Annotated in this window: 24 protein-coding genes, 1 pseudogene and 3 other annotated features; of the genes and pseudogenes, 4 read left to right on the forward strand and 21 right to left on the reverse strand. The window is 39.7% G+C overall.

From position 1 onward, the window contains the following. Window positions 1-46: 46 nt before the first annotated feature. The 10 genes from aroA to allC all read right to left on the reverse strand — a co-directional run bounded on the left by aroA (window position 47) and on the right by allC (window position 11,326). Window positions 47-1,318, reverse strand: coding sequence for a 3-phosphoshikimate 1-carboxyvinyltransferase (gene aroA / locus ACMX9J_RS06060; RefSeq protein WP_325075255.1), 1,272 nt, complete (start codon window positions 1,316-1,318; stop codon window positions 47-49). 15 nt (window positions 1,319-1,333) lie between these two features. Continuing rightward, window positions 1,334-2,191, reverse strand: a complete 858-nt coding sequence (locus ACMX9J_RS06065) for a prephenate dehydrogenase (protein ID WP_033580624.1) — start codon at window positions 2,189-2,191, stop codon at window positions 1,334-1,336. A 20-nt stretch (window positions 2,192-2,211) separates the two neighbouring features. Continuing rightward, a complete protein-coding gene (aroC, locus tag ACMX9J_RS06070; RefSeq protein WP_047750559.1) occupies window positions 2,212-3,378 on the reverse strand; it encodes a chorismate synthase in 1,167 nt (388 codons plus the stop codon). A gap of 48 nt (window positions 3,379-3,426) precedes the next feature. After that, window positions 3,427-3,627 (reverse strand) — a binding site (T-box leader). Window positions 3,628-3,633: 6 nt separating this feature from the next. Further along, window positions 3,634-4,707, reverse strand: a complete 1,074-nt coding sequence (locus ACMX9J_RS06075) for a bifunctional 3-deoxy-7-phosphoheptulonate synthase/chorismate mutase (protein ID WP_013057698.1) — start codon at window positions 4,705-4,707, stop codon at window positions 3,634-3,636. A 126-nt stretch (window positions 4,708-4,833) separates the two neighbouring features. Further along, window positions 4,834-5,040: a binding site (T-box leader), on the reverse strand. Window positions 5,041-5,110: 70 nt separating this feature from the next. Then, window positions 5,111-5,316 (reverse strand) — a binding site (T-box leader). A gap of 200 nt (window positions 5,317-5,516) precedes the next feature. Continuing rightward, window positions 5,517-5,975, reverse strand: a complete 459-nt coding sequence (locus tag ACMX9J_RS06080; protein WP_416225540.1) for a GNAT family N-acetyltransferase — start codon at window positions 5,973-5,975, stop codon at window positions 5,517-5,519. 58 nt (window positions 5,976-6,033) lie between these two features. Next, window positions 6,034-6,564, reverse strand: coding sequence for a chromate transporter (locus tag ACMX9J_RS06085; RefSeq protein ID WP_014459451.1), 531 nt, complete (start codon window positions 6,562-6,564; stop codon window positions 6,034-6,036). Continuing rightward, on the reverse strand, window positions 6,561-7,145 hold the full coding sequence (locus tag ACMX9J_RS06090) for a chromate transporter (protein ID WP_028412785.1): 585 nt from the start codon (window positions 7,143-7,145) through the stop codon (window positions 6,561-6,563). The genes ACMX9J_RS06085 and ACMX9J_RS06090 overlap by 4 nt, the downstream gene beginning before the upstream one ends. Window positions 7,146-7,169: 24 nt before the next feature. Beyond that, the gene (gene ggt / locus ACMX9J_RS06095; protein ID WP_048019000.1) at window positions 7,170-8,780 is read right to left on the reverse strand and encodes a gamma-glutamyltransferase; all 1,611 of its coding nucleotides are present in this window, start codon (window positions 8,778-8,780) and stop codon (window positions 7,170-7,172) included. Between the two features lie 41 nt (window positions 8,781-8,821). Then, the gene (locus tag ACMX9J_RS06100) at window positions 8,822-10,072 is read right to left on the reverse strand and encodes a pyridoxal-phosphate-dependent aminotransferase family protein (RefSeq protein WP_028412783.1); all 1,251 of its coding nucleotides are present in this window, start codon (window positions 10,070-10,072) and stop codon (window positions 8,822-8,824) included. A gap of 12 nt (window positions 10,073-10,084) precedes the next feature. After that, on the reverse strand, window positions 10,085-11,326 hold the full coding sequence (gene allC / locus ACMX9J_RS06105) for an allantoate deiminase (protein WP_416225690.1): 1,242 nt from the start codon (window positions 11,324-11,326) through the stop codon (window positions 10,085-10,087). Window positions 11,327-11,632: 306 nt separating this feature from the next. Between allC and ACMX9J_RS06110 the strand changes: the two genes are divergently transcribed. Continuing rightward, window positions 11,633-13,216, forward strand: coding sequence for a PucR family transcriptional regulator (locus tag ACMX9J_RS06110; RefSeq protein WP_028412781.1), 1,584 nt, complete (start codon window positions 11,633-11,635; stop codon window positions 13,214-13,216). Window positions 13,217-13,280: 64 nt separating this feature from the next. Here the strand turns inward: ACMX9J_RS06110 and ACMX9J_RS06115 are convergent, their stop codons facing one another. Both ACMX9J_RS06115 and ACMX9J_RS06120 read right to left on the reverse strand, forming a co-directional pair. After that, on the reverse strand, window positions 13,281-13,595 hold the full coding sequence (locus ACMX9J_RS06115; RefSeq protein ID WP_013057706.1) for an MTH1187 family thiamine-binding protein: 315 nt from the start codon (window positions 13,593-13,595) through the stop codon (window positions 13,281-13,283). A gap of 124 nt (window positions 13,596-13,719) precedes the next feature. Next, window positions 13,720-14,895, reverse strand: coding sequence for a peptidoglycan-binding protein (locus ACMX9J_RS06120; RefSeq protein ID WP_028412780.1), 1,176 nt, complete (start codon window positions 14,893-14,895; stop codon window positions 13,720-13,722). Window positions 14,896-15,348: 453 nt separating this feature from the next. On the opposite strand from ACMX9J_RS06120, the pseudogene ACMX9J_RS06125 reads away from it, so the two are divergent. Beyond that, window positions 15,349-16,873: pseudogene (locus tag ACMX9J_RS06125) on the forward strand (catalase); the annotation flags it as partial. Window positions 16,874-17,090: 217 nt separating this feature from the next. Here the strand turns inward: ACMX9J_RS06125 and ACMX9J_RS06130 are convergent. Together ACMX9J_RS06130 and ACMX9J_RS06135 are read right to left on the reverse strand one after the other, a co-directional pair. Beyond that, window positions 17,091-17,492 carry a hypothetical protein gene (locus ACMX9J_RS06130; RefSeq protein WP_224980258.1) on the reverse strand — a complete coding sequence of 134 codons (402 nt, stop codon included), beginning with the start codon at window positions 17,490-17,492 and terminating at the stop codon, window positions 17,091-17,093. 304 nt (window positions 17,493-17,796) lie between these two features. Continuing rightward, entirely contained in the window at window positions 17,797-19,134 is a 1,338-nt protein-coding gene (locus ACMX9J_RS06135; protein WP_014459442.1) for a sodium-dependent transporter, read from the reverse strand. 172 nt (window positions 19,135-19,306) lie between these two features. Between ACMX9J_RS06135 and ACMX9J_RS06140 the strand changes: the two genes are divergently transcribed. Next, window positions 19,307-19,759: a hypothetical protein gene (locus ACMX9J_RS06140; RefSeq protein WP_028412776.1), complete on the forward strand. Its 453-nt coding sequence runs from the start codon at window positions 19,307-19,309 to the stop codon at window positions 19,757-19,759. A gap of 41 nt (window positions 19,760-19,800) precedes the next feature. Here the strand turns inward: ACMX9J_RS06140 and ACMX9J_RS06145 are convergent, their stop codons facing one another. Then, window positions 19,801-20,226, reverse strand: a complete 426-nt coding sequence (locus tag ACMX9J_RS06145; RefSeq protein ID WP_033580617.1) for a DUF6843 domain-containing protein — start codon at window positions 20,224-20,226, stop codon at window positions 19,801-19,803. 189 nt (window positions 20,227-20,415) lie between these two features. Here ACMX9J_RS06145 and ACMX9J_RS06150 point away from each other — a divergent pair, with 189 nt between their 5' ends. Next, on the forward strand, window positions 20,416-20,562 hold the full coding sequence (locus ACMX9J_RS06150) for a hypothetical protein (RefSeq protein ID WP_165351762.1): 147 nt from the start codon (window positions 20,416-20,418) through the stop codon (window positions 20,560-20,562). An 18-nt stretch (window positions 20,563-20,580) separates the two neighbouring features. Here the strand turns inward: ACMX9J_RS06150 and ACMX9J_RS06155 are convergent, their stop codons facing one another. The 6 genes from ACMX9J_RS06155 to ACMX9J_RS06180 all read right to left on the reverse strand — a co-directional run bounded on the left by ACMX9J_RS06155 (window position 20,581) and on the right by ACMX9J_RS06180 (window position 24,977). Further along, window positions 20,581-20,997 (reverse strand): DUF350 domain-containing protein, encoded by a 417-nt coding sequence (locus ACMX9J_RS06155; RefSeq protein WP_033580616.1) that lies wholly within the window; start codon window positions 20,995-20,997, stop codon window positions 20,581-20,583. A 15-nt stretch (window positions 20,998-21,012) separates the two neighbouring features. Beyond that, window positions 21,013-22,272, reverse strand: coding sequence for a glutathionylspermidine synthase family protein (locus ACMX9J_RS06160; RefSeq protein WP_034270136.1), 1,260 nt, complete (start codon window positions 22,270-22,272; stop codon window positions 21,013-21,015). Beyond that, complete coding sequence (locus tag ACMX9J_RS06165; RefSeq protein ID WP_028412772.1) at window positions 22,272-22,592, reverse strand: hypothetical protein; 321 nt, start codon at window positions 22,590-22,592, stop codon at window positions 22,272-22,274. The genes ACMX9J_RS06160 and ACMX9J_RS06165 overlap by 1 nt, the downstream gene beginning before the upstream one ends. Then, window positions 22,592-23,050 carry a hypothetical protein gene (locus ACMX9J_RS06170; RefSeq protein ID WP_028412771.1) on the reverse strand — a complete coding sequence of 153 codons (459 nt, stop codon included), beginning with the start codon at window positions 23,048-23,050 and terminating at the stop codon, window positions 22,592-22,594. Before ACMX9J_RS06170 ends, ACMX9J_RS06165 begins: the two co-directional genes overlap by 1 nt. A gap of 116 nt (window positions 23,051-23,166) precedes the next feature. After that, window positions 23,167-23,628, reverse strand: a complete 462-nt coding sequence (locus ACMX9J_RS06175; protein WP_033580613.1) for a hypothetical protein — start codon at window positions 23,626-23,628, stop codon at window positions 23,167-23,169. 461 nt (window positions 23,629-24,089) lie between these two features. After that, window positions 24,090-24,977 carry a sulfite exporter TauE/SafE family protein gene (locus ACMX9J_RS06180; RefSeq protein ID WP_033580612.1) on the reverse strand — a complete coding sequence of 296 codons (888 nt, stop codon included), beginning with the start codon at window positions 24,975-24,977 and terminating at the stop codon, window positions 24,090-24,092. Window positions 24,978-25,099 lie beyond the last annotated feature (122 nt).

Here is a 25,099-nt window from a genome sequence, read left to right on the forward strand (position 1 = left end):
AATTCCTTACAACTTTCAAACTGCTATTTTAACATAATAAGGGAATTTACTGCTGTAAAGACTCTAAGTGAGCAAAAAACTGCGGGTACGAAACGGATACCGCGTCACGATTTTCAATAATTGTTTCCCCTTCTGCAATACAAGAGGCAACAGCAAGCATCATGCCGATACGGTGATCTCCGTGGCTGTTTACATTTGCTCCATGAAGTTTTGTACCTCCGTGAATAATCATTCCATCTTCCGTTGCTTCAATGTTAGCTCCCATTTTGGTTAACTCATTCACTACCGTATCAATACGATTTGTTTCTTTGACTTTTAACTCTGCAGCATCTTTAATAACGGTAATCCCTTCTGCCTGTGTGGCAGCTAGTGCAATAATTGGGATTTCGTCAATTAGACGTGGAATTAAGTCTCCGCCTACTTCCGTACCTTTTAAGTGAGAAGCTTCTACAACTAAATCTGCATAGGGTTCCGCCGTTTCTTTTGTTTCTTTGACTGTCTCGATCGAAGCCCCCATATTTGAAAGCACATCTAAAATACCCGTTCGAGTCGGATTCATCCCAACTTTTTGAATTTCAATGCGACTGTTTGCAATAATAGCCCCCGCTACTAAAAAGAATGCAGCTGACGAAATATCACCAGGCACTTCTACATGCGTTCCTCTTAACGTTTGACCGCCTTCAATTGAAACGGTTAATCCTTCTTCTTTCACTTTAACTCCAAACGCCTCTAGCATACGTTCTGTATGATCACGCGATTTCGCCGGTTCCGTTACAGAAGTTGTTCCTTCCGCCTGCAGTCCAGCAAGTAAAATAGCTGATTTTACTTGTGCGCTTGCAACAGGAGATGTATATTGTATACCTTTTGCTTTCCCACCTCGAATAACAAGCGGTGTAAAATTAGCGTCTTTTCGGCCGTCTAAATGAATATTCATATCACGAAGCGGACCAGTCACACGCTTCATAGGGCGTTTGGCAATAGATTCGTCTCCAATTAACGTTGAATGAAAGGGTGTATTTGCTAAAATCCCCATCATGAGGCGAATCGTGGTGCCCGAATTTCCGACATCTAAAATATCAGATGGCTCTTTTAGCGCTTGTAGACCTTTTCCTTTTACCACGACGCTTTGTTCATCAATCATTTGAATATCTACACCTAGTTTTTGAAAGCAGGAAATGGTGCTAAGGCAATCATCTCCCGGCAAAAATCCGTTAATTGTTGTTGTTCCTTCTGCAATTGAACCAAACATGACGGAACGGTGAGAAATGGATTTATCTCCTGGAATTTGAATCGTTCCTCGTAAAGCTTTTACTGTCACAATCTGTCTCTCCTTTTATGCGTGAAGCGAATCACGAAATTCTTTAGCATCTGAAAAGTAATCAAATAACTCGTGTCCGTCACCTTTTTCTACTAATAGTTTTACTTGTTCCATTTCTTTCATCCAGTCATCGAGCAATGTTAAAAGCATAGAACGGTTTTGCTTTAATATGTCTCTCCACATATGAGGGTTGCTTGAAGCAATTCTCGTAATATCTCGAAAACCGCCTGCCGCCATTTCTGTAACAAGATGATTATTTGCTGAATAGCCTTTGACTTGTCTTACTAGACTGGTTGCAATCACATGTGGTAAATGACTGACAACTCCGGTGATTTGGTCATGAGTAGCTGCATCAAGCGGTACAAATTGTGCACCTGTAGGCTCTAGCAAATGCATAAGCGCATCTATTTTTTCTTTTTGCTCATTTTCAAACGGCGTTAAAATATAGCGCGCCGAACAAAATAAATCCGCTCGTGCATTGACTGCACCGCTCGTATGAGAACCAGCCATCGGATGCCCCCCAATAAATGAAATACGTTTTTTATTCAGCGCTTGGGCTGCTTTCATAATTTCACCTTTTGTACTTCCGACATCCGTTACGATAACCGTTTCTTTAAGCTTCCAAGTAGAAAGGTCGTGTATCCATGCTGTCGTATACTCTACTGGAGTAGCAAGCACGATATAATCTGCTTGGGCTGCTTCTGTTTTTATATCTTCAGCTACATAATCAATGATACCTAGCTGGTTGGCTACTTGTACTTCATTTGTGTTGATATCAGCTCCAACGACTGTTACGTGACGATGCTTCTTCATAGCTAGCGCTAATGATCCTCCAATAAGGCCAACGCCAATAAGTAATACACGTGTTTTCACCTTTCATTCTCCTTTATTCTTTAAAATTGCTTTGCGTATTCTTCGTGTTTTTTTACATTTTCTTGAATTAACTGAATTCGATCTGCCCCAAATTGATCGATAATAGCAGATGCTAGTTCCCAAGCAATCACTGATTCTGCTACAACCGCCGCCGCCGGTACTGCACAGCTGTCTGATCGTTCAATACTTGCAGCAAACGGCTCTTTTGTATCAATATCTATACTTTGCAGCGGCTTGTATAAGGTAGGAATAGGTTTCATGACGCCTCGCACCACAATCGGCATCCCTGTTGTCATGCCTCCTTCTAAACCTCCTGCATTATTCGTTTTACGCGTATAGCCGTTTTGTTCATCCCATAGAATTTCATCATGGACTTCACTTCCCGGTCTGCGAGCTGCTTCAAAGCCTACGCCGATTTCAACGCCTTTAAACGCGTTAATGCTCATAATAGCAGCAGCTAGCTTTGAATCTAACTTACGATCATAGTGCACGTAACTGCCTACTGCAGTAGGCATTCCTTCTACTACTACTTCCACTACGCCACCAATGCTGTCTCCATTTTCTTTTGCATCATCGATTGCTTTCATCATTTTCTGTCCCGCTTCTTCATCTAAGCAGCGAACAGGTGACGCTTCAGTTTTTTCCTGAAGTTCTGTTAGCGACTCATATGCCGTTTTTTCAGCTTTCACACCGCCGATTTCAAGTACGTGACATGCAATATTTACACCTACAGCTTTTAATACTTGTTTGGCAACTGCGCCTGTGGCTACTCGTACCGTCGTTTCACGAGCAGATGAACGTTCTAATACGTTTCGCATATCTCTGTGGCCGTATTTAATCGCTCCATTTAAATCCGCGTGACCTGGACGAGGTTTTGTAATTTGTCTCTTTACTTCTTCATCATGATCAACTGGATCAGCACCCATAATATTTCTCCAGTGCGTAAAATCTTTGTTTTCAACGACTAAAGCAATTGGTGAACCAAGCGTCTCACCGTGGCGAACACCGCCTTTAATCTGAACTTGGTCTTTTTCAATCTGCATGCGGCGTCCGCGCCCATGTCCCTTTTGTCTTCTTGCTAAGTCTTCATTAATATGTTCGGCTGTTAACTCAAGTCCTGCTGGTACTCCTTCAATAATCGCTGTTAATTGAGGTCCGTGCGATTCTCCTGCTGTTAAATATCTCATATTATCGATTCCTTTCTGTTATAAAAAATAAAAAACTCGCCCCTACGTCATAGGGACGAGTTTTTCTCGCGATACCACCCTAGTTGCAAACATTGCTTGCCACCTCGAATTGTTAACGATCCGCTGACCGCTCTGTAAAAGAGTACTCAAAGAGTGTAATTCGCTCACATTTTTGTACTGACTTCCACCAACCGTCAGCTCTCTGAGACAGGGAAATGTTTGCTACTAGTTTCTTATCACTGTATCACTATGAAATTAAGATAATTTTACTGCTGCACCTTTTAATTCTTCCATGAATTTGTGGAATTCAGGAATGTTCATTTGCTGTGCTGAATCTGATAGTGCTACTGCTGGGTCTGGATGAACTTCTGCCATTACAGCATCTGCGCCGATAGCAATCGCTGCTTTTGCACATGGTAATAGTAAGTCTTTGCGTCCTGTCGAATGCGTTACGTCTACTACAACTGGTAAATGCGTTTCTTTTTTCAAGATTGGAACAGCTGAGATATCTAATGTGTTGCGTGTTGCACGCTCGTATGTGCGGATACCGCGTTCACAAAGAATAATGTTTCCATTTCCGCGAGACATAATGTATTCAGCAGCGTTAATGAATTCTTCAATTGTTGCTGCCAATCCACGTTTTAAAAGAATTGGTTTGTCTACAGAACCTGCAGCTTTTAATAGCTCGAAGTTTTGCATGTTACGTGCACCAATTTGAATCACATCTACGTAGTCTAGAGCCGTTTCAATATCTTGAGGAGAAACAATTTCACTGATAATTGATAGACCTAGCTCATCTCCTACTTGACGTAAGATTTTTAATCCTTCCACTCCAAGACCTTGGAAATCGTAAGGTGATGTACGTGGTTTGAACGCTCCGCCGCGCATTAATGTAATGCCTTGTTCTTTAAGCGCTAAGCCCACTTCTTTTACTTGTTCGTAGCTTTCTACTGCACATGGTCCCATTACGAATTCTAAGTTTCCAGGTCCTACTTTTGTGCCGTTGATGTCAACGATTGTATCTTCTGATTTCTTTTTACGAGATACAAGAAGTGCTTTACGGTGATCGTCTTCTTGAAGTTCTAAGCTTGCTTTGAAAATTTCTTTGAAAATATGCTGAATTGTTGAAGCTTCGAATGGACCATTATGGTTAGCTAAGATTTGATCTAATGATTTACGTTCACGAACTGGATCAAAGCGATTCACACCTTGTGTACCTTTTACTTTTCCAATTTCTTGTGCGATTTCACCGCGTTTATTTAATAATTCTAAAATTTCTAAATTTATTTCGTCGATTTGTCCTCGTAATTGTTCTAGTGATTTTGTCATTTTAAAAATCCTCCTTTGATTTTACAACCTTGAACGGATCTTTTCGTTTAGTTTGTATTTAAAAATCCGTTTTACACCTACACAGCCGCTTATGCGGATATACAAAAAGTCCCTACTGATTGTATCAGTAGGGACGAATTGATCGCGGTACCACCCTAATTGCAAGCATTGCTTGCCTCTTCATTAAGATAACGGCTATTGCCGCTTTTGACTATTGCCAAAAGAAAGCTCCAAGAATGTAATTCGCAATCTCTTTTGTACTGATTCGCACCAACCATCAGCTCTCTGAATACAGGGAAGATTTTGCTACTATGCTCTTTTCATCGCTTGTAATGGATATAAAATTATAATGGACCGAAATACAAAAAGTCCCTACTCACCCTTAAGATTGTTCTTAAGAGTCAGTAGGGACGAAAATTCGCGGTACCACCCTAGTTGCAAGCATTTTGCTTGCCTCTTCATTAAAATAACGGCCAGGCCGTCTTTTCCTGCTCGGAAAAGATGCTCAAGGAATGTACTTCGAAAAAATTTTTGTTCTGACTCGCAGCAACCGTCAGCTCTCTGATACAGGGAAATTTTTTCTACTCGTGCTCCTATCAACGCTCAGTATTGACTATGTATGCGTACTTGGATAATCAGTTCCGATCGTTTGAAACTGTTTGTCGCTTCCAAGTTGTGTGTAATGTTGTGTGATGTTGATTTGTATTATGAATGGTTTTTTTATCTTCGTCAACACTTTTTATTAATTTTTTTTATTTTTTAAAAACCATTTCCCCTTCAAACCTCTCTCTATCAAGAGTTTTGTCACTTTAATTTTTTTCAAACACGTATTCCATTTCAGAGTCATATTCAATAAATCCATGTTTTTGATACAAGCTTTTTCCAGCGGCGGAAGCATTTAACCATATTCGATTTACACCACTTTTTTGGCCGTACTGCATCAAGTGCTTTAAAATAGCGGAAGAATAGCCGTGCTTTCGGTGATCAAAAGCTGTATACATGTTCATAACATATGCTTCTTTTCCTTGAAGGTTACCCGGTGAAGGCGGACGTATAAAAAAGACGATGCTTCCTGCTGATACAACTTTTCCATCGACTTTTAAAATAGCCGTATAATTATTTGGGCTATTTATATTCGCAGTAAAATATTCTTCTGTCGCCTTTCGAAACAGCTCCTCACTCTCATTTAGTTCTCCCAGTTCTTTCATGAGCAGCATTCGCAGGCTAACCAGGTCCTGCACGTCTTCTAATAGTGCTTTTTCAACCATTGTTCTCCCTCTTTTCGTCTCTTTTACAAAAAAAACTCTCAGCATTTGAGAGCTTCATTTAAGCAAGAAAAACAGCTCCGTATACGAGTGCTCCGACAATAACGAACGCTGGATGCACACGTAATTTTTCCAATAAAAGAAAGCTGGCTGCTACTAAAAATAGAGTTTGCCATATACCTGAATCACCGTATGAATTCATAAAAAATTCATACGCCATTAAGCCAAGTAAAATAGCGATTACGGGACGAATGTAGTTGGTCATTTTCTTAACATTTGGTGAATCTTTATACTTAAATAATATTCGAAGTAAAATGACTAAAAGCAAAACCGACGGAGCAATCGTTGCAAAAAGAGCAATCACCGAGCCTAAAATCCCTGCCTGCTGATATCCGATAAATCCCGCCATTTTTGTCGCAATTGGACCTGGAAGCGCATTTCCAATTGCCAGCATTTCACTAAACTCTTTAACGGTAAGCCAATGGTAGCGGTCTACAACTTCTTTTTGAATGAGCGGAATCGACGCAGGTCCTCCTCCATAGCCTAAAATATTTGAAACAAAAAACGCCATAAATAGCTGAATATAAATCATACCGATTCCCTCTTTTGCTTGTGCTCATCGCTTTCGCCTTTTTTTCCTTTTCGTTTTAGCGGAATCCAAGCTGCTGCCATAAGTACAATAATAATAACTGCTGGATGAATATGGGCAAATTCCATTAGTCCTAAACTAATAATGAGTAAGATAATAGCTGGCGTCCAGCCTAAACCAGACGTTGATTTTTTGAAAAAATCCCATGTCATAACTGCGAGCATCACTCCCACTACAGGAACGACTGCTTTGGTCATCCCCATAACCCAGGGCTGATCTTTAAATTGCGTTAAAGTGGTCAACAGTAATACCATTAAAAAAACGGTTGGAATAACGGCTGCAAATAAAGCTGTACCGAGACCTAAGATACCGCCGACTCGATAGCCGATGTATCCAGCCAGCTTTGTCGCAATAGGCCCAGGCAGCGTATTGGCAATTGCTAATAAATCGCCAAATTCATCGTCATCCATCCACTTGTACGTATCGACTACTTCTTTTTTTACAAGTGGAATAGCTGAAGGTCCTCCTCCGTAGCCGAGCATACCTGAGCGAAAAAACGCTATAAAAATATCCAATTGTCGCATTTCTCGCGCTCCTTTCTCTGTGATCTAATAAGCAACGACGGCTCCGTCTGTTCGCGCTTCTGTGCCGCCGTATAATACACCGGTTTGTTCATCTCTTAAAATAATCTGCCCTCTTCCAAACGTATGTCTGCTCGTAGCCACATGAATATCATGCCCTTTGCGTTCTAATGCTTCTACAATATGTGAAGGCATTTCTTTTTCCACAAGAACCTTTTTATGTTCAATCCACTGCCATCTTGGTGCATCTAAAGCTGCCTGAGGATTTAGATGAAAATCAATCATATTCATGATGACTTGCACATGTCCTTGCGGCTGCATAAATTTACCCATTACACCGAATGAACCTACAGCACTTTTATTCTTTGTTAAAAATCCAGGAATAATGGTATGATAGGTTCGTTTTCCAGGCTCTAATCGGTTATGGTGCTGTGGGTCTAACGAAAAATTGTGCCCGCGGTTTTGCAGGCATATGCCCGTATTAGGTACGACAAGTCCTGAGCCAAAATCCATGTAATTACTTTGAATGAATGATACCATGTTTCCTTCTCCATCAGCTGTAGCCAAATAGATCGTGCCGCTATGAGACGGCTGTCCGGCTTCGGGAATAAGCGCTTTTTCACCAATCAGCCCTCTGCGCTTGTTTGCATAAGAATCATTCAACAAATCTTCAACTGCTACTGTCATTTTATCAGCATCTGTAATAAATTTTTGTCCATCTGCAAACGCTAGCTTCATAGCTTCAATTTGCTTGTGGTATGTATCGACAGAATCTTTGGCATCAAAAGAAAAACCTTTTAGCGTATTTAGAGCTAAAAGCGCAATAAGGCCTTGGCCGTTGGGCGGTATTTCCCACACATCGTATCCTCGGTAAGAAGTTGAAATCGGCTTTACCCACTCTGCTTTAAAAGCTGCTAAATCCTCTTTTGCTAAAAATCCGCCGTGTTTTTTCGAAAAAGCTGCTATTTTATCAGCTAAATCCCCTCTGTAAAAAGATTCTCCATTCGTTTCGGCAATTTCAAGCAGTGTAGCAGCATGGTCTGGTGATCGCCACATTTCCCCTACCTTAGGAGCAGATCCATTGTTAGTAAATGTCTCAAACCAGTGTTTATATTCTTCACCTTTTAACGCGTGTGTAAATCGTTCAAACGCTCGTTCCCAATTGTACCCTAAAATTGGGGAGATTGGGAACCCTTCTTGCGCATAAGAAATAGCCGGCTGCAGCACTTCTTTTAACGGTAGCCGGCCAAAGCGTTTTGACAGCTCCACCCACGCACTCGGGGCACCTGGGACCGTAACAGGAACAAAACCGCGAGCCGGCATCTCTTTTATCCCCATGGCGCGCAGAGCCTCAATAGAGATAGAAGCAGGAGCAGGACCGCTCGCGTTGAGTCCATATAGTTCTTCATTTATCCACACAAGAGCAAATGCGTCTCCGCCAATTCCATTTGAAGTAGGTTCTACCACCGTTAAACAAGCTGCGGAGGCAATAGCAGCATCTACTGCATTGCCTCCTTTTTTCAACATTTCAAGACCCGCCTGAGCGGCAAGAGGCTGACTAGTTGCTACCATTCCGTTTTTTCCAAACGTGCACGTACGCTGCGATGCATATGGGTGTGTGAAAAAGTATTCGCTCATAGAAAATCTCCTCTTTTCTTTATATGGTGAATAACGAATCTTTACAGACTAGACAACGCTACTTCTTCCTCATAAACTTCTAAAGCTGCTTGCAGAGCAGAACCTGCATTTACGCTTGCCCCGTTTCGAATAAGCACTGCTTCAAGACCGGCTAATGTAAAGAGAACGTTGTCTTTACGGCAGCTGTATCCCATTGTACCGATACGCCATATTTTTCCGTGCATCGGCCCAAAAGAACTTGCGATTTCAATTCCAAATTGTTCAAGAAGCGTAGAACGAACTGCTTCCCCGTCAATTCCTAATGGAATTAAGACGCACGTAACGGTTGGAACTTTTGAGTGCTCATCGCCAAATAAAGATAATCCCATTGCTTTAATTCCGGCTACAAGTGCTTTTTCGTGGAGACGATGCCTTGCAAATCTTTCTTCTAACCCTTCTTCTAAAATAACGCGCAGTCCTTCTCTCAAAGCATAGAGCATGGACGTTGCTTCCGTGTGATGATTTAGCCTGCGCTCACTCCAATAGTCTTGAAGCTGACTCAAATCAAAATAGTTGCTGATAATATTTGGACGCAGACGAACAGTTTGAGCATCTGCTTTTGTCGCAATTCCTTTTTCAACTTTTTTACGTTCCATGATAATTTTTTCAATACGATCATTGTACGTGATAGGTGCCATACCCGACGGAACAGATAAACACTTTTGTGTACCTGCAATCAATGCGTCAATGTTCCACTCGTCTACTTTTACATCCGTGCCGCCGATAGTAGCTACTGCGTCGACGATAAATAAAACATCTTGGTCGCGACATGCAGCACCAATTTCTTTAAGAGGCTGCATTCTCCCTGTAGACGTTTCGCCATGAACCATTGCAACGATTTTTGGGTTTACTTTTTTTATTTCCTGGATTACGGTCTCAGGGTCAAACACTTCTCCCCATTCGCATTCAATATTGTGTACCTCAGCTCCGTAGCGCTCGGCAATTTCCGTTAATAAATAGCCGAAGCGGCCGAAAATCGGGACGAATACTTTATCGCCCGGTTCAACTACACTTGCAAGAACTGCTTCAATCCCAGCTCTAGACGTTCCATCAACGGGAAAAGCCCATTTGTTTTTGGTTTGAAATAGCTCACGAAGCATTTCCATCGTTTCGTTCATAATGCGCGTAAATGCGGGGTCGAACTGACCTAAAATAGGTGTTCCTAATGCTCTTAATACGCGTGGATCTGCTTCTACGGGGCCTGGTGTCATAATCGTACGCGGCGGTGTATGAAGCTGTTTTGTTATAGTCATGTCAAATTCCTCCTAGTAGGCAAGTTTATATAATAGTTCTATTAAGACCTTTACTCCTTTTTCTAACTGTTCTCCTTTGGTGAATTCCTTTGGGGAATGGCTGATTCCATCTTGGCTCGGGACGAATAACAAACATGTGGGAACTCTTCGCCCGAATACCTGCGAGTCGTGTCCTGCACCGCTTACTAATTCTCGGGAGGAGATATTCTTTTCCGAGGAAATAATTTTGGAAAGTTCAGATAATTTTTCGCTCATGGCAACAGGTTTTTCATCCATCCAGCAGTTGAGATTCACTTCTAAATCCCCTGCTGTTCGCTTGATAATTTCCTTCATTTCTCGTTCTGCTTCTTGTAAAACCTTATACTCATGATGTCTTATATCGACCGTGAATTCTACATATCCTGGTATTACATTCGGTGCATTTGGAGAAAGTGTAATTTTTCCAACCGTTACGTATAAAGCGTTATGATATTTTTCGCTCAATTCAATAAATGCCTTAGCGAGTTTGCAGCTCACATAAAATGCATCTTTTCGGATGTTCATCGGGGTTGTGCCCGCATGGTTACTTTCACCTTTAACAGATACTGTAAATCGTTTCTGCCCGACGATACTAGAAACAATTCCGATATCGCAATGAGACATTTCAAGCTGCTTTCCTTGCTCGATATGCAGTTCAATAAAAGAAGCGATGTCTGTGCGGTATGGCTCGCTGTGGAGGCCTTCTCCGAAATTGAGCTGTTTCATTGCGTCATCCAGCTTAACCCCTTCTTTATTTATAACATGTTTTGCATCACTTTTGCTGTGTAATCCATTCATATTACCTGATCCCCAATACGTAAGAGGAAATCTGCTACCTTCTTCTTCACAAAGTGATACGACCTCTAAGGTTTTTGTAGGGGAGCCATAATGCGCATATAGGTACTGCAGAGCAATGATACCTGCCACAACACCAAAAGCCCCGTCATATTTTCCTCCGTTTATCACGGTGTCGATATGGGATCCTGTTAAAATAACTTGTTGTTCTGGACCCGTTCCTTGCAACCGTCCAAATAAATTTCCTACATCATCGTAATACGTTTTGAGGTGAAGTCCCTTCATTTTTTCTTCCAATGCCTTTTGAGCTGCATTCCACTGTTCCGTATATAAAAGCCTCGTGACACCTTCTTTTTCATCTAACCCAAACTGTGACAACCAGCTAATGTTTTCTTCGATTTGCTGACAAAGCTTAGATTTTCCCGTCATATCTGCAACCATTGCTATCCCTCCTGCTATCTTCATTTTAAGAAAATGACTGATTGTTTTCATTAACACTTCCTACAATGATTTAGTGTTTTTTTGGCTATTATCACTAAATACACAAAGTCTTATATACGTTACTTTTTCTAACGTTATATGTTATTTATCTTATCTTACAGAATTAAATAAACTTCTTCATTAACAATTTATACATTTTTTTCTGAAAATTTTATTTATTTTAACTAAACTTTCTTATAAAATAGAAGGTAGATAAAAATACGCGCAGGGAAATGTGAGAATTTTTAACAAAAGGAGTAAAGAATAATGGAACTACAAACTCTTTTACGCATCCCGATTTATGAGAAAGCATCTGTAGTAGCCGGACAAAAAGGGGTCACCCGCAAAGTACATAACGTCAATATGATGGACGCACCCGATATTTTATCTTTTTTAAAAGAAGGAGAATTTTTAATTACAACGGGTTATCACTTCAAAGAACATGAAGAAAGCTTAGCAAAACTTGTAGAAGGAATGGCTAAAAAGAAATGTGCAGGATTGGCCATAAAAACGAAGCGTTTTTTCGAACACGTGCCTGTTTCTATTTGTCAGCTAGCTGATGAACTTCACTTTCCAATCATTGATTTCCAAACGGACGAAACGTTAGGCGCGGTTATTAATGAATCTCTCAGCTTTATTTTAGATAAAAAAACAGCCGAGCTTCAGCAAGCGATGGTCACACATCAGCTATTTTCCTCCTACATCTTACAAGGAAAAGGCATTGAGAAAATTATGCAATCCATTCAAACGTTATGCAATGCTCACGTTGCCCTTTTTGATACCCATGGCCATGAACTCTTTTACACAAACAAACGCGAACCTTTTTCGCTCCCAATGGAAGAAGCGGTAGCGGGCGCTAAGCAGCTGTTTTTACGAACGTCAAAATATACAACCTTTTCCTTTTTGAACACAAAAAAAACCGTTACGCTTTTTCCGATTGCTACTCATACAAGAAAGTACAGTTATTTATTTATTGAACACCAAGTTTCTTTATCCGATTCAGCGCTCCTAACGATTGAACAAGCGACAAACGTTTTATCCTTCGAAATGATGAGACAGCAGGCTTTGTATGAAGCTGAACGGCGACGAAAAAACGATTTTTTCAATCAGCTTGTTAACAATTATTATAAAACGCCTGAGGATGCTTCCTTTCAAGCACAGATGATGGGCTTATCAGCAGGAAACAGCTATATTTGCGCCGTTGGGAAAATTCATTCTACATTCACGCCTTACAGCGATGATGATATGATCTATGAGCTCCTTCAATATGAGTTATCAGCAGGTCCTACAGAGGCCGTTTTGTTTTTCTATGACAATCTTTACATTCTCTTGTTTACACCTCATTCTCAACCTATGATTATAGAATGCTTGCATCGCTTGCAGGAAGCTGTTTACCGTCACTATGATAAGCGAATGTCATTTGGAATTGGAAACCAAAGCCAATCCCTACTTACAATCGCTGACTCATATAAAGAAGCTGTTGAAGCTCTTGAAACCATCCATTTTAAAGATCAGTCAAAGCTTATTCAATTTTATCAGCCAAAACAGTTTAAAGAGCTGCTGAGGTTGCTTCCAGCAAACGATTTACAGGATTACTATTCTCAAACATTAGAAGGTTTGCTGCAGTACGATAAGAAAGATCGCTCCATCTTACTTGACACGCTTGAAACATATCTAAATTCCAATTGCCAAATCTCAGAGACTGCTAAGCAGTTATTCGTTCACCGGAACACGGTAATCTATCGAATCGAAAAATGCGAAGAGTTACTAAAAAGACCTATTCACACGTCAGAGGAAACCCTTCGGCTGCGCGTAGCTTTTCAAATTTTTTCTCTTGTGCATGCCAATTAAGTATAACTACAATAAAAAACGCCTGAGTAGATACTCAAGCGTTTTTTATTGTAGTGCATATTATTTATTTCGCTTTTAATTTAGACTGTACTGATTGTAATTTCCCAGCCATCGTATGATTTTCTTTATCACGGCGATCATCAATTCGTAAATTTGTACACACGCGCTGAATACCATTTTCAAAAGGTACTTCATGCATCTCTTGAACAATTTTTAGCAGCGTGCTTAATTCCCCTTCAATCAATGTATTCATAGGGGTTAATTGATATGTAATTTCATCTTCATGCTTGGCCAGCACTTTTTGAATATCAGCTACGTACTGACTCACGCTTGGCGTTTCCGTACCTACCGGAATAATGGTTACATCTACAATAGCCATTTTATACACTCCTTTTGTTTATTCTCCAATTATCATACCAAACGACACAAAAATTTCCTACTTTTACGTTTACGGTGCATAGAAAAAAGGAATAGTTATGCAACTACTCCTTTTTGTTACACTCTTATAGGTAACGCTTTGCTCCTAAGTAACGTTTTGACCAGTAAGAGTTGCTTAATGATGTGATTGTTACGCCTGTTGAAGAACCTGCATGCATGAATTGACCGTTTCCGATATAAATTCCAGCATGGCTAGCTCCTGGTTGGTACGTTTCAAAGAAAACGATATCTCCAGGCTGAGGTGAACTTACACGCGTACCAGTTTGATAGATACTAGCAACTGTACGAGGAAGACTTACACCTACTGCATTGCGATATACATAGTTAAGGTAACCACTGCAATCAAATCCTCCAGGCGCAGCTCCGCCCCAAACATAAGGTGTTCCCATAAAACGTTTACCGTATGAAATAACTTTTGAAGCTGAGCTTGAGCTTGTGCTGCTTCCTGTTGATGTTGAAGGTTTTGAGCTGCTAGAGCTGCTTGAGTTTAATTTATTTAGCGTATCCGGACCCGCTTCTCCGTCTACTAATAAACCATTTGCACGTTGAAATGATTTTACTGCACTTGTTGTAATTGAGCCAAAGTATCCTGTTACACCAGCTGAGAAGTAACCTTTATTTTTTAGTTTTTGCTGAAGGCTGCTTACTGCTGAACCTTTCATACCTTGACGTAAAATAGTTGAGCTGCTAGAGCTAGAACCGCCAGTTGAAGCGCTAGAACCCCCATTTTTTAATTTACTTAACGTAGCTGGACCCGCAATTCCATCCACAGACAGTCCATTTGCACGTTGAAATGCCATTACTGCATTCTTTGTAATTGAACCGAAGTATTGAGTTGTAGTTCCTTTAAAATAGCCTTTATTCTTTAGCTGTTGCTGTAAAGATTGTACGTTTGGTCCTGTTGAACCAACGCGCAGCAATGAGCTTGAGCTAACTGATGAACTTGATGAGCTTCCGCTTCCTAGCAGTTTATTAAATGTAGCTTGACCTGCAATACCATCTGCTGATAAACCATTTGCGCGCTGAAACGATTTTACTGCGCTAGTCGTGATTGAACCGTAATAGTTTGTTGTTGTACCGTATGTAAAATAACCTTTGTTTTTTAATTTTTGCTGTAATTCTTTCACATCTGAATTACTTGTTCCTGGGTGCAGCGTAGCATCTCCTAAAGCAGCTTCACTAATTGTAGGTACTACTGTTAAAGATCCACATAACGCTAACGAATATATCAACTTTTTCATAAAAAAAGGTTCCTCCAATGCCATAATCTACTAATCTATAAGACGTTTACATTGTAACAACACATTATTACAAAATAACATCACTAATATTACATTTATGTTACAGGAAACGACAGTAGCGCAGCCGTATGGTGTATATTGTCGTAGTTTATTGTCGTTTAACACTTAATAAGTTCGACAAAAAAGCTAATATATTCCAATATTATTCCTTTTCCTACACTAATAATAGGTAAAAAATCACCCGTAACATTATCTTTATATTTCAAAAAAAACAATTTATTTTTTTTTGAAATGTGAAACTTTTTTTAAAATTATTCGTTTAGTGGATTTGTTCCCCTCTTCAGCAAAACAGCTTTTCTTCTAAAAATTTATATTATTTCCATATTAATGAATAAAAAAGCGCGGGCTGAAAAAAATAGTCTTGGTTATGTTTTAAATAAGGAGGATTATTTTATGAGCCATAAAGGCATTCATGGTACAAATGTTAGCGGATCAGGTGACTCGGAAGACAAACGCTATGCAAGCGGAGAGAACGAGCAGACGCTTACGACGCGTCAAGGTCACCCCATTCGTGATAACCAAAATTCTCGAACGGTAGGCAACAGAGGACCTGCTACTCTTGAAAATTACCAGCTGATTGAAAAACTTTCGCATTTTGATCGTGAACGTATACCGGAACGTGTTGTTCATGCCCGAGGAACGGGAGCTCATGGATATTTTGAAACGTACGGAAAACTTGGGGACGAGCCCGTTGAAAAATATACCCGCGCAAAAGTTTTTTCAGGAGCAGGCAAACAGACGCCCGTTTTTGTCAGATTTTCTACCGTAACTCATGGAAAGGACTCTCCAGAAACGATGCGAGACCCAAGGGGATTTGCTGTAAAGTTCTATACAGAAGACGGGAACTGGGACTTAGTAGGAAATAACCTTAAAATATTTTTTATTCGCGATGCTATTAAATTCCCTGATTTGATTCATGCTTTTAAGCCCGATCCTGTGACAAACCGTCAAGATACCGAGCGTATTTTTGATTTTATTTCTCATACACCTGAGGCTATGCATATGATTACTTTTTTATTTTCACCTTGGGGAATACCTGCTAACTATCGGCAAATGCAAGGTTCCGGTGTTAATACATATAAGTGGGTAAACAAAGATGGCGATGCCTTTCTTGTTAAATACCATTGGGAACCAAAACAAGGAATTAAAAATTTGACCCAAAAACAAGCAGAAGAAATTCAGGCTAAAAATATCAGTCACGCTACTCAAGACTTGTATGAAGCGATCGAGAGCGGCAACTACCCTGAGTGGGAACTTTGTATGCAAGTCATGGAAGACGGAGAGCATTCCGAACTAGATTTCGATCCGCTTGATGACACGAAAATTTGGCCGGAAGACCAGTTTCCATTTCTTCCAGTAGGTAAAATGGTCCTAGATAAAAATCCAAGCAACGTATTTGCTGAAACGGAGCAAGTCGCATTTGGTACGGGTGTGCTTGTGGATGGGCTAGATTTTTCTGATGATAAAATGCTGCAAGGAAGAACGTTTTCTTATTCCGACACGCAGCGTCACCGTGTGGGAACAAACTACTTGCAACTGCCTATTAACGCGCCGAAAAAACATGTAGCAACAAATCAACGAGATGGTCAAATGGCCTATCATGTAGATGCAGCTCCTGGTCAGAACCCGCATGTGAATTATGAGCCATCTTCTCTTGGAGGTCTTCAAGAAGCGCATGATCATCCAAAACCTCATCAGCCTTATGTTGAAGGGAATGTAAAAAAAGAAAAAATTGACCGTACAAATGACTTTAAGCAAGCTGGTGAACGCTATCGTTTATTAGAAGACTGGGAACGTGATGAGCTTATTCAAAACTTAGTAGACGGTTTAAAGTGCTGTCACCATACCGTTCAAACAAAGATGATTGAGCTTTTAACTCAATGTGATTTTGACTACGGCAATCGAGTAGCTAATGGTATCGGTCTTCTCATGCATGATGATGGTTCTTTAGAAATTGAAATGGGAGCAGAAATGACTCCTACATATGGGAAATTGCCAAAAGAAGGCGGTTCACCGTTAGGAAGCAACAAAGCTGCTGATGCGGTAGAAGAAGCTAATGAAAAAGGAAAAGACGCCCATCCTTATTAACAAAAAACATCCTGCAGCGACAGCAGGATGTTTTTTGGGTTAAACGCTTATGACCAAGTAACGGCAAACACGTGGTAGTCATTTTTTAACTGTGGCGCATCAATGGGTGTCCCGTGCTGATATCCTTGTGTAACTCTTTTAGGATGTAAGGGTTGAACCCATTCTTTCACTTGCTGGTTTGTACCATTTGCTAAAATATATACACAATCAGAAAATGCCCCGTCATTGTTTGGACTATCAACTTTTAGTACTTCCACTAACACATCTTGGACACACGTTTTTCTCTGAATACATGTAAGCGTATGGTAGATGATATCAGCGGACACATCGTTATTTAAACGAAAGCCCACCTTTTTTTGTTCAAAAAAAGACGAGAATGAGACGATTGGTAATGTCTTTTTTTGTTCATACGCTTGAGATAAAATCTTGACAAGAACTTCTCCACTCAAGATGATCCCTCTTTCTAAAAAACGCTTCATCACAACATATGTGAGCATTGGTTATGCTCATAGGATAATATATTATCATAGTTTAATTCTGTGGTGTTAGTCTTTTTTGGGGTTTTTACACTGGGAATTATACCCGCCTATTTCTTGCGTTTCCCCGACGTTCTCGCTACTAGCAAAAGAACGAATAATAAAATAAATACCCCTGCTCCTACAAACATATCGTACAAGAAATCAAGCATCATACTCCTCCTTTTCCTCCAAAAAAAACGCTGTTAAAACCAAGCGTTTTAACAGCGTTTTTTCGTTAGATAAAGCCTAGCATATTAATAAATACAATGATAATTAAAACAGGTGCGATGTATCGAATAGCAAGAAGCCATAAAGAGAACCAGCGCTTCACATTCGTCGAACCATGCTTAAACTCTTCAATTAACACATCTTTTTTCATCTTCCAAGGAACAAAGATGGCAATTAAAAGAGCACCGAGAGGCATAAGGATATTACTTACAAGAAAATCAAAAGCGTCAAAGATGCTTTTTCCAAAGATCGATACGTCACTTAATAAACCATACGATAGTGCTGAAGGTATTCCTACCACAAAGATTAGTAAGCCCGAAATCCAAGATAGCTTTATGCGCTTATGCTGCTCTCCTTTGGCTAATGAAGCAACAATAATTTCTAACATCGAAAACGCAGATGTTAAAGTAGCAAATAAAAACAGCGCCAAAAAGAAAGTTTGAAACACAATTCCGAACGGAAGCTGTTCAAAAATAGAAGGCAATACAATAAATAAAAGACCTGGTCCTTCCGTCGGCTTTACGCCCATTGAAAAGACTGCAGGGAAAATTGCCAAACCTGCTAGTAAAGAAATCAAAATATTTAACGCTGAAATTGAAATAGCCGATTTTGGCAAGTTTTGCTGTTTAGACAGATACGAACTGTACGTAACCATAACCGAAACGCCTACGCTAAGCGAAAAGAATGCTTGTCCCATTGCAAACAAAATGGTTTGGGAGGTAAGCTTTGAAAAATCTGGATACAAAAAGAAAGATACGCCTTCCATCGCTCCGTCTAATGTTAAAGAACGAATAATAATAATAATAAATAAAATAAAGAGAGCAGGCATTAAAATTTTGTTTGCTTTTTCAATACCATTTTGAATACCTCTTGCTACTACAACAATTGTTAAAAGAAGAAAAACAAATTGAGAGATAACAGCACTTGTCGGATTAGCAATGGTGGAGTTAAATAAACTCCCGTAGTCACTTACTCCATTCAGCTGACCCGTGACGCTTGCAAAAATATATTGTAAAATCCATCCTCCTACTACACTATAGAAAGATAATAAAATGAAGCATGTAATCACGCCTAAATACCCGATTCCTTTCCAAAGAGAACCGGGAGCAACTGCATCATAAGCACGAATTGCTTCTTTTTGTGTATGTCTACCTAGTACAAATTCAGCAAGCAAAAGCGGCAAACCAATAATTGCTGTAAACAAGATAAACAGTAAAAAAAAGGCCCCTCCTCCGCTTGTTCCGGCTACATAAGGAAGTTTCCAAATGGCTCCGATTCCAATTGCTGAACCGGCGGATGCCAAGATAAAGCCGAGTTTTGATGTCCATTGTTCGTTTTGACTCATGTTTTCTCACCATTTTTCTTTATTTATTCTGATTTGTCATACTATATCACACAACCCTGCTGTCGAAAAGGGTTTTTGTTGTTTTAACCCCCATCATGTGTTATGAATAGTATGTAGGTTTCATTATTTATTTTCGTAACTAAAAAAAGTTTGACAGTTAGAGGTACAAAAAATGACAAATCAACAAGTAATACAGCAGCAATTTTTAGATAAGTTCCTTGACTTTATCTTAGTAAAATGTCCAAACTGCGAACTATGTGCGCGAGTTGTAAAACTGGATAAAAAATTGAGCGGGTCAACGCACTCATGCACGTGTCCTCACTGTGGTTATCTAGACGTCATCAGCGCTGAGGGCCAAGGACCGTTAGAACTTTCTGAAGCAGTAGATCCTTTTTTTCAGCTTCCGCTTTACTTGGAAACAATCTGCCCTGAACGTCGACTTTGGGCTTATAACTTAGATCACCTTCAATATATTGAATCTTATATTGAAGTTAAAACATGCGGGGCTTGTTTCGACGAGCTGTCGGTTGAACACTCATTGCCAGATTGGGTAATTCATAAGCAGGAAGAAGCACTAAACGAAATTCAACGTTTAAAAGACACCGTCTTTTGCACATTCAAATGAAGATAGAAAAGAAACGTTGCCAAAGAGGCAGCGTTTCTTTTTTACGAAGAACTTTCTTCGGTAAGTTTTCTTCGATAGTCCCCGGCCTTGTCGAACTCTTTTGCGGTGCCGACGAAAAAGTAGGTTACCGTATGATTTTTGTTACCTTGAGTCGTGCCATGAATCATCTTCCCTTGCTTCAATTGCTTTCGCTCTCCATTTTTATTTACATAGAAATATTTATTTCTTGCCCAGCCGCCGCCGCTTAAAAGCGTTTTGGTTTTCCCGACTCCCTGCTCGTTTACTTTAAATACAGTGTAGTCTCCTTCTGTCTTGCTAGGATTTCCGTTATCTTTATCATATTCGACCATAACCCATCCTTTGTACCCTTCTGGTATAAGGAAAATGCTCGGTTGAGACGTTTCATCTGGACGTCCACATCCAGATGCGATTACGATCAATAAAAACAAAATGAGCCACCTTTTCACTTTTCCCAACTCCTTTCTTAATAAAAGACGTGTCTCTATACTGCTTTTAGTTTTTGTTGAAGGTAAGATTATATTCTTTTTGCACCCCTCAATTTTTCCCAGTTTATCCAGTCAAATATGCTATATTTACGTATTGTTTGTCACACACTATTAGCAGGCGTTTACAATTTACATGGGAGGATAACAAAAATGAGCTATGTTTTTTTATTTATTTTGCTCTTTGTCATTCCGCTTTACACACAGCAAAAAATTGTTCGTGCCGACCGTGAAAATACACGTATATTATTACTAAGTGAACACGAGCAATCTGGACATAAAAAAAGCGATTCCCCGTAAAACAGGAATCGCCTTCTTTTAATATGTTAAGCTTCCAGCGACAATAAGGCCAACGGCTATCGATGCTGCAAAAAGAGTTACTCCAACCGCTACATTTCCTTCTTCTACTTTTTTGGCTAGGCTCGTTTTAGGCGTCATAATAAATTCAATAATCCAATATGTCACTACTTGAGTAATGATACCTACTACTCCCCAAAGAGTTGCATCTACCAAATTTAAGCTGTTGCTCCACACAGTGAAAATGACAATAGCAAGCCCAATTCCTTTTCCCCATAACTTCAAAGCGACTGCGACATTTCCTTTTTTTATAAGTTCACGATCATTAAATTTTGTTGTTAATTCAAATACGATTACTCCGATAAATAATAGCCCTAATCCTACCGCTACGTGAGATAAAAAACTCCCTATACTAGCCCAATCAATCCATTGTGTCATTTTTAGTTCCCCTTTTCATTTTAATCCAATCGGCAAATAATACGATTCGTTATCTGTAATTTGATTTCCAGCTCGAATTCCTACTGCGCTTGCTTTTCCATTTAATAAAAAGCACCCGTACATGATATGAGCCTCTACTGTTTTCGTTTGCGTCTTCATTTTTGCAGTTGGCAAAGGAATAAACTGTTGATATACAGCCGTGTATTCTTGATATGTCTTATGCTGATCTTCGTCTATTTTGATTCCGTCTTCATTATAAATTTCAACGGTATCTCCTTCACGACCAAACGATGGTTTCTTCACAAATGCTTGTTTTCTTTCAATAAATGGATCTTCTTCTAAATACGTTGGTAAAAAGTATGTTTCAATAATGTGATGCTCTTCTTTAGTGAAGAAAGGATGATGTTGTTCATACAAAGCCCAAATGAGTGCTTGCACGGCTTTAGACTGCAGTAAAAATGCAGAAGGCGGATTGATTATGGCTACTTGTTTTTGCTGTGCCAATGTTAAAAGCATGTGTCCGACTTTTTCATGCGTACTCGGATCTTCATCTTCAATTAAATGTTCAAGCGGATAAGTTTGGCGATAGAGTACGTCTATTTTTTGTCCATGTTGATCATACACGCCCGCTTCTATATGTTCACCTTCTTCAACTGTAGAGGCAGGGACAATTCGAAGCTGCGATAACGGAACGTATGTAGCATCTACATCGGCTAGCTTCATTAAATAAAGAGTCGTTAGCTTATCTTCTTCATGTGTATCATGAGAAGAAAAAACGACGTTTGGATAGTTCGTTCTATCGAGCTCGTTATAAGCTTCAAAAATGGCGTGTTTTAATGCTAAAGCAAGCTTTTTTTCTTCAAGCTTATTAGGGTTTTGAACCTGAAAATGCCGACAGACTAACTCATTTACATGAAATAATTCTTTGATGAATGTAGGCGTATCCGCGTTTAGTTCTAGAAGCTTGATTTGATCAGCCGTAACAGCAAAATCAAGGCGTGAAATAACACTTTCTGTTTCCATCGTTTTCAGTCGCAGGTACGGTAAACTGGCTTTTGGAAATCCTAAAGAAAGAAGCGTCTGATCATCTAATGAACGAAGTAAAGGTGCCGTTTTAAAAAATAGTTCCCCGATTTGATTTGCTGCTTCTTTAATAGAATGAATGATGTGAGAAGACTCCATATGTACGTCATAAAGAGCATACTCTGTTCCATATAAGTCGTACCAAAAATCTTGAATTTCTTTATAAAACATTTCTCGCTTTTCTTTATGCATTACCCGCCAAAACCGCCTTTAGAGCCGCTCCCAATTCCAGATTTATACGAGCTGCTTGATTTAAATGACTTATAGGACGATGATGAGGTCAGCTGTTTTTTAGACCCGTAGTAGCGCCCTCCGTGATAATATGAACCGCTGTGCGAAGAAGAAGAATCTGAACAGTAGTACGTTTTCGTATCTTCATCCCATTTCCACTTGTCGCACGATTTATCTTTCGGTTTAGCCGGTCTTGCCTGATCAGTTGAACCACAGGCAACGAGCGATGTCATTAAAGCAGTGGTCAAAACCCCCGCCATCATTTTTTTTGTTTTGGACATTACGCCTTTCCCCTTTCATACGTTACGCCTGTTTTTGTTACATATAAACTGTACACGCTGCGATCTTCATCAATTTCCGCAGAGTCTCTTTCCCATTCCCATCCATTATAGTATGTATAAACTGTTCCGATATAGCTTAATACGTCCAAATGCGTATAAAATGAAGAGACGAATAAAACTGGATGTCCTCGAAGAGAATTTAATTCGCGGACTTCTAACGTAATCTCTCTGTGATCATCTTCTGCTTGCTCTTTCGGTCCATTTTCATGTTCTTTTACATAAACAATATGGATATCATCTTCGACTGCAGATGAAGTTTGTTTATACGTTACTCCTTCTTTAACAAAAAATTCGCATTCTCTTCTTGCTAAAATTTGTTCAAGTTCAATAGACTGATAGTGATAAATAGATACAAACGTATCGTCAGGCTTTAGCAGTCGGTATTCTAACTTTGCCATTGTGCAACTCCTTTTGTGACTTTTTCGTGAACGCTCTTTAGTAAATACGCACAGATTTTCAAAAAGTTTCAATTTTTTCTCATATAAAAAGGCTTAGCTTTAAATAAGCTAAACCTTTATTTTTTTATCACATCTGTCACAACTTCATAACCGCCTGTGTATGGGTCGAATACATATTCAAGCATGCCGTTTCCACGATGAACTTTGAATAGATACCTGTATTTTTTAGGGCTGTCTTTTGCTGGATATACGTATTTTCCTTTTTGGAACTGACTTAGCAAGAGCTGTTCTCTTTGCGCAAGCATTTTTTTTGCTTCATTATAACCATACAGCGGGAGATTTTTGGCATAGAGAACCGGTACGAATACAAGTACAACGACTGAAATCGTAATAAGCCCTTGTTTAAACCACCGCATAAACCTCTTTGGATTTCGCGAAAGTAACATCGTTATGACAATTACTATTAACAAAGGAACAATATATACTTGCACATACGGAATGTTTGCAAATACAGGTCGATTAATCAACAAGACAATTACTTCGATAGCTGCTACTAATACTAAAATAAAATAGACCACTTACTCTTCACACCTCGACGATTCAATGAATTTTATATGTGTTAGAAAGTATTCCCACTCATGAATGAACTCGTCTATTGTATCATAAGACGCAAAAAAAATATCTACGCTCGTCTATTTTACGGTATTCAGATACTAAAAGAGATTGAGACATAACAAAATCATCCCAATCTAAAGACGAGCATGAGATAAATACGCTAGTATGCTCCCTTGTTACACCGTTGTTGACTTCCGTGTAAGGCTTCGCTTTCCGAGGGCGGCCGCTCCTGTCGGGTCTCATCTGTTCCGCTTTTCTCGCAGGAGACTTCGCCTTGCCCTCTAGTCAACAGCTAGAAGCACTTACATACATGAAACCTACATGTACCCTAACCATAAAAAAACTGAACGCATTTGATTCTCCATCAAGAATCAAATGCGTTCAGTTTTTCCTTTAACTAAGCTATTTTTATTCCATCCTTTTATTACGAAACTTCTACGTTTCGATTTTGATTATATTTTTTCCCTTGTAAAAATGAGTAAACGATTGCTGCTGCCCATACAATAAGGATAAATGCGTATACAGCTATCTGCGTTGAGCTGCTTGATACCCATGTATTTAAGAGTGTTCGAGCATTTGTTAAAATGATAAACCCACCAACAAGCGAACCAAGCAAGTGAGCCGGGATAATACGAACAAACCATGCAGCAATCGGAGCCGCGATAATTCCGCCAATCATAAGAGCGCCTACCCAGAACCAGTTTACCTGCTCCCAGCCAAGAGAAATTAAAAAGCCAAGTGTAGCCGAGACGGCAATAGCAAATTCACTTGTATCAACGGTTCCAACGACTTTCCGTGCTGTTGTGCCTTTTTTAGCTAGCAATACAGGCGTTGCAATCGGCCCCCAGCCGCCTCCTCCTGTAGCATCAGCAAATCCAGCAATTAATCCTAACGGAATGGACTGCTTCGTCGATAAAGGTTTGGTGCTCTTTTCTTCGTTTGTTTTAAACGTAAATAAAAAGCGAAATAACACATAAACTCCTAGGAGCAATAAGAATGTTGAAACGTAAGGTCTTACTGCATCTCCAGGTAAATTACTTAGAAAGCAGGCTCCTACAAAAGCCCCGATGGAACCAGGAATAATCAGTTTTAAAACCATCGATTTATCTACGTTGCCAAATTTAATATGTGAAACACCAGACGCTGCTGTTGTTACAACTTCTGCCAAGTGAACAGATGCCGAAGCCACAGCTGGTGCAATTCCAAACGTTAAAAGTAGGGTAGTTGATGTCACCCCGTACGCCATTCCAAGTGATCCGTCAATTAACTGAGCTAAAAAGCCAATAAGTGCAAACGTAATTAACTTTTTCATGTTGTCCCTCCACTTTAATCTTCTGTTAGAGAGCACAAAAAGGCCTCCAACAGTTGTTTGCTAGAAGCCTTCGGTATGTCCGATCAGCTGTCCGTTTTATAAATAAGTTGTTTATATTGTAA

Source organism: Priestia sp. RMT2NF4 (genome assembly GCF_047872835.1).
GTDB classification, from domain to species: Bacteria; Bacillota; Bacilli; order Bacillales; family Bacillaceae_H; genus Priestia; species Priestia zanthoxyli.

Bases quoted from the DNA above. Each gene is read 5' to 3' on its own strand.
- aroC (WP_047750559.1), bottom strand. From the start codon at position 3,378: ATGAGATATTTAACAGCAGGAGAATCGCACGGACCTCAATTAACAGCG.
- ACMX9J_RS06075 (WP_013057698.1), bottom strand. From the start codon at position 4,707: ATGACAAAATCACTAGAACAATTACGAGGACAAATCGACGAAATAAAT.
- ACMX9J_RS06080 (WP_416225540.1), bottom strand. From the start codon at position 5,975: ATGGTTGAAAAAGCACTATTAGAAGACGTGCAGGACCTGGTTAGCCTG.
- ACMX9J_RS06085 (WP_014459451.1), bottom strand. From the start codon at position 6,564: ATGATTTATATTCAGCTATTTATGGCGTTTTTTGTTTCAAATATTTTA.
- ACMX9J_RS06090 (WP_028412785.1), bottom strand. From the start codon at position 7,145: ATGCGACAATTGGATATTTTTATAGCGTTTTTTCGCTCAGGTATGCTC.
- ggt (WP_048019000.1), bottom strand. From the start codon at position 8,780: ATGAGCGAATACTTTTTCACACACCCATATGCATCGCAGCGTACGTGC.
- ACMX9J_RS06100 (WP_028412783.1), bottom strand. From the start codon at position 10,072: ATGACTATAACAAAACAGCTTCATACACCGCCGCGTACGATTATGACA.
- allC (WP_416225690.1), bottom strand. From the start codon at position 11,326: ATGGTTGCAGATATGACGGGAAAATCTAAGCTTTGTCAGCAAATCGAA.
- ACMX9J_RS06110 (WP_028412781.1), top strand. From the start codon at position 11,633: ATGGAACTACAAACTCTTTTACGCATCCCGATTTATGAGAAAGCATCT.
- ACMX9J_RS06115 (WP_013057706.1), bottom strand. From the start codon at position 13,595: ATGGCTATTGTAGATGTAACCATTATTCCGGTAGGTACGGAAACGCCA.
- ACMX9J_RS06120 (WP_028412780.1), bottom strand. From the start codon at position 14,895: ATGAAAAAGTTGATATATTCGTTAGCGTTATGTGGATCTTTAACAGTA.
- ACMX9J_RS06135 (WP_014459442.1), bottom strand. From the start codon at position 19,134: ATGAGTCAAAACGAACAATGGACATCAAAACTCGGCTTTATCTTGGCA.
- ACMX9J_RS06140 (WP_028412776.1), top strand. From the start codon at position 19,307: ATGACAAATCAACAAGTAATACAGCAGCAATTTTTAGATAAGTTCCTT.
- ACMX9J_RS06150 (WP_165351762.1), top strand. From the start codon at position 20,416: ATGAGCTATGTTTTTTTATTTATTTTGCTCTTTGTCATTCCGCTTTAC.
- ACMX9J_RS06155 (WP_033580616.1), bottom strand. From the start codon at position 20,997: ATGACACAATGGATTGATTGGGCTAGTATAGGGAGTTTTTTATCTCAC.
- ACMX9J_RS06160 (WP_034270136.1), bottom strand. From the start codon at position 22,272: ATGCATAAAGAAAAGCGAGAAATGTTTTATAAAGAAATTCAAGATTTT.
- ACMX9J_RS06165 (WP_028412772.1), bottom strand. From the start codon at position 22,592: ATGTCCAAAACAAAAAAAATGATGGCGGGGGTTTTGACCACTGCTTTA.
- ACMX9J_RS06170 (WP_028412771.1), bottom strand. From the start codon at position 23,050: ATGGCAAAGTTAGAATACCGACTGCTAAAGCCTGACGATACGTTTGTA.
- ACMX9J_RS06180 (WP_033580612.1), bottom strand. From the start codon at position 24,977: ATGAAAAAGTTAATTACGTTTGCACTTATTGGCTTTTTAGCTCAGTTA.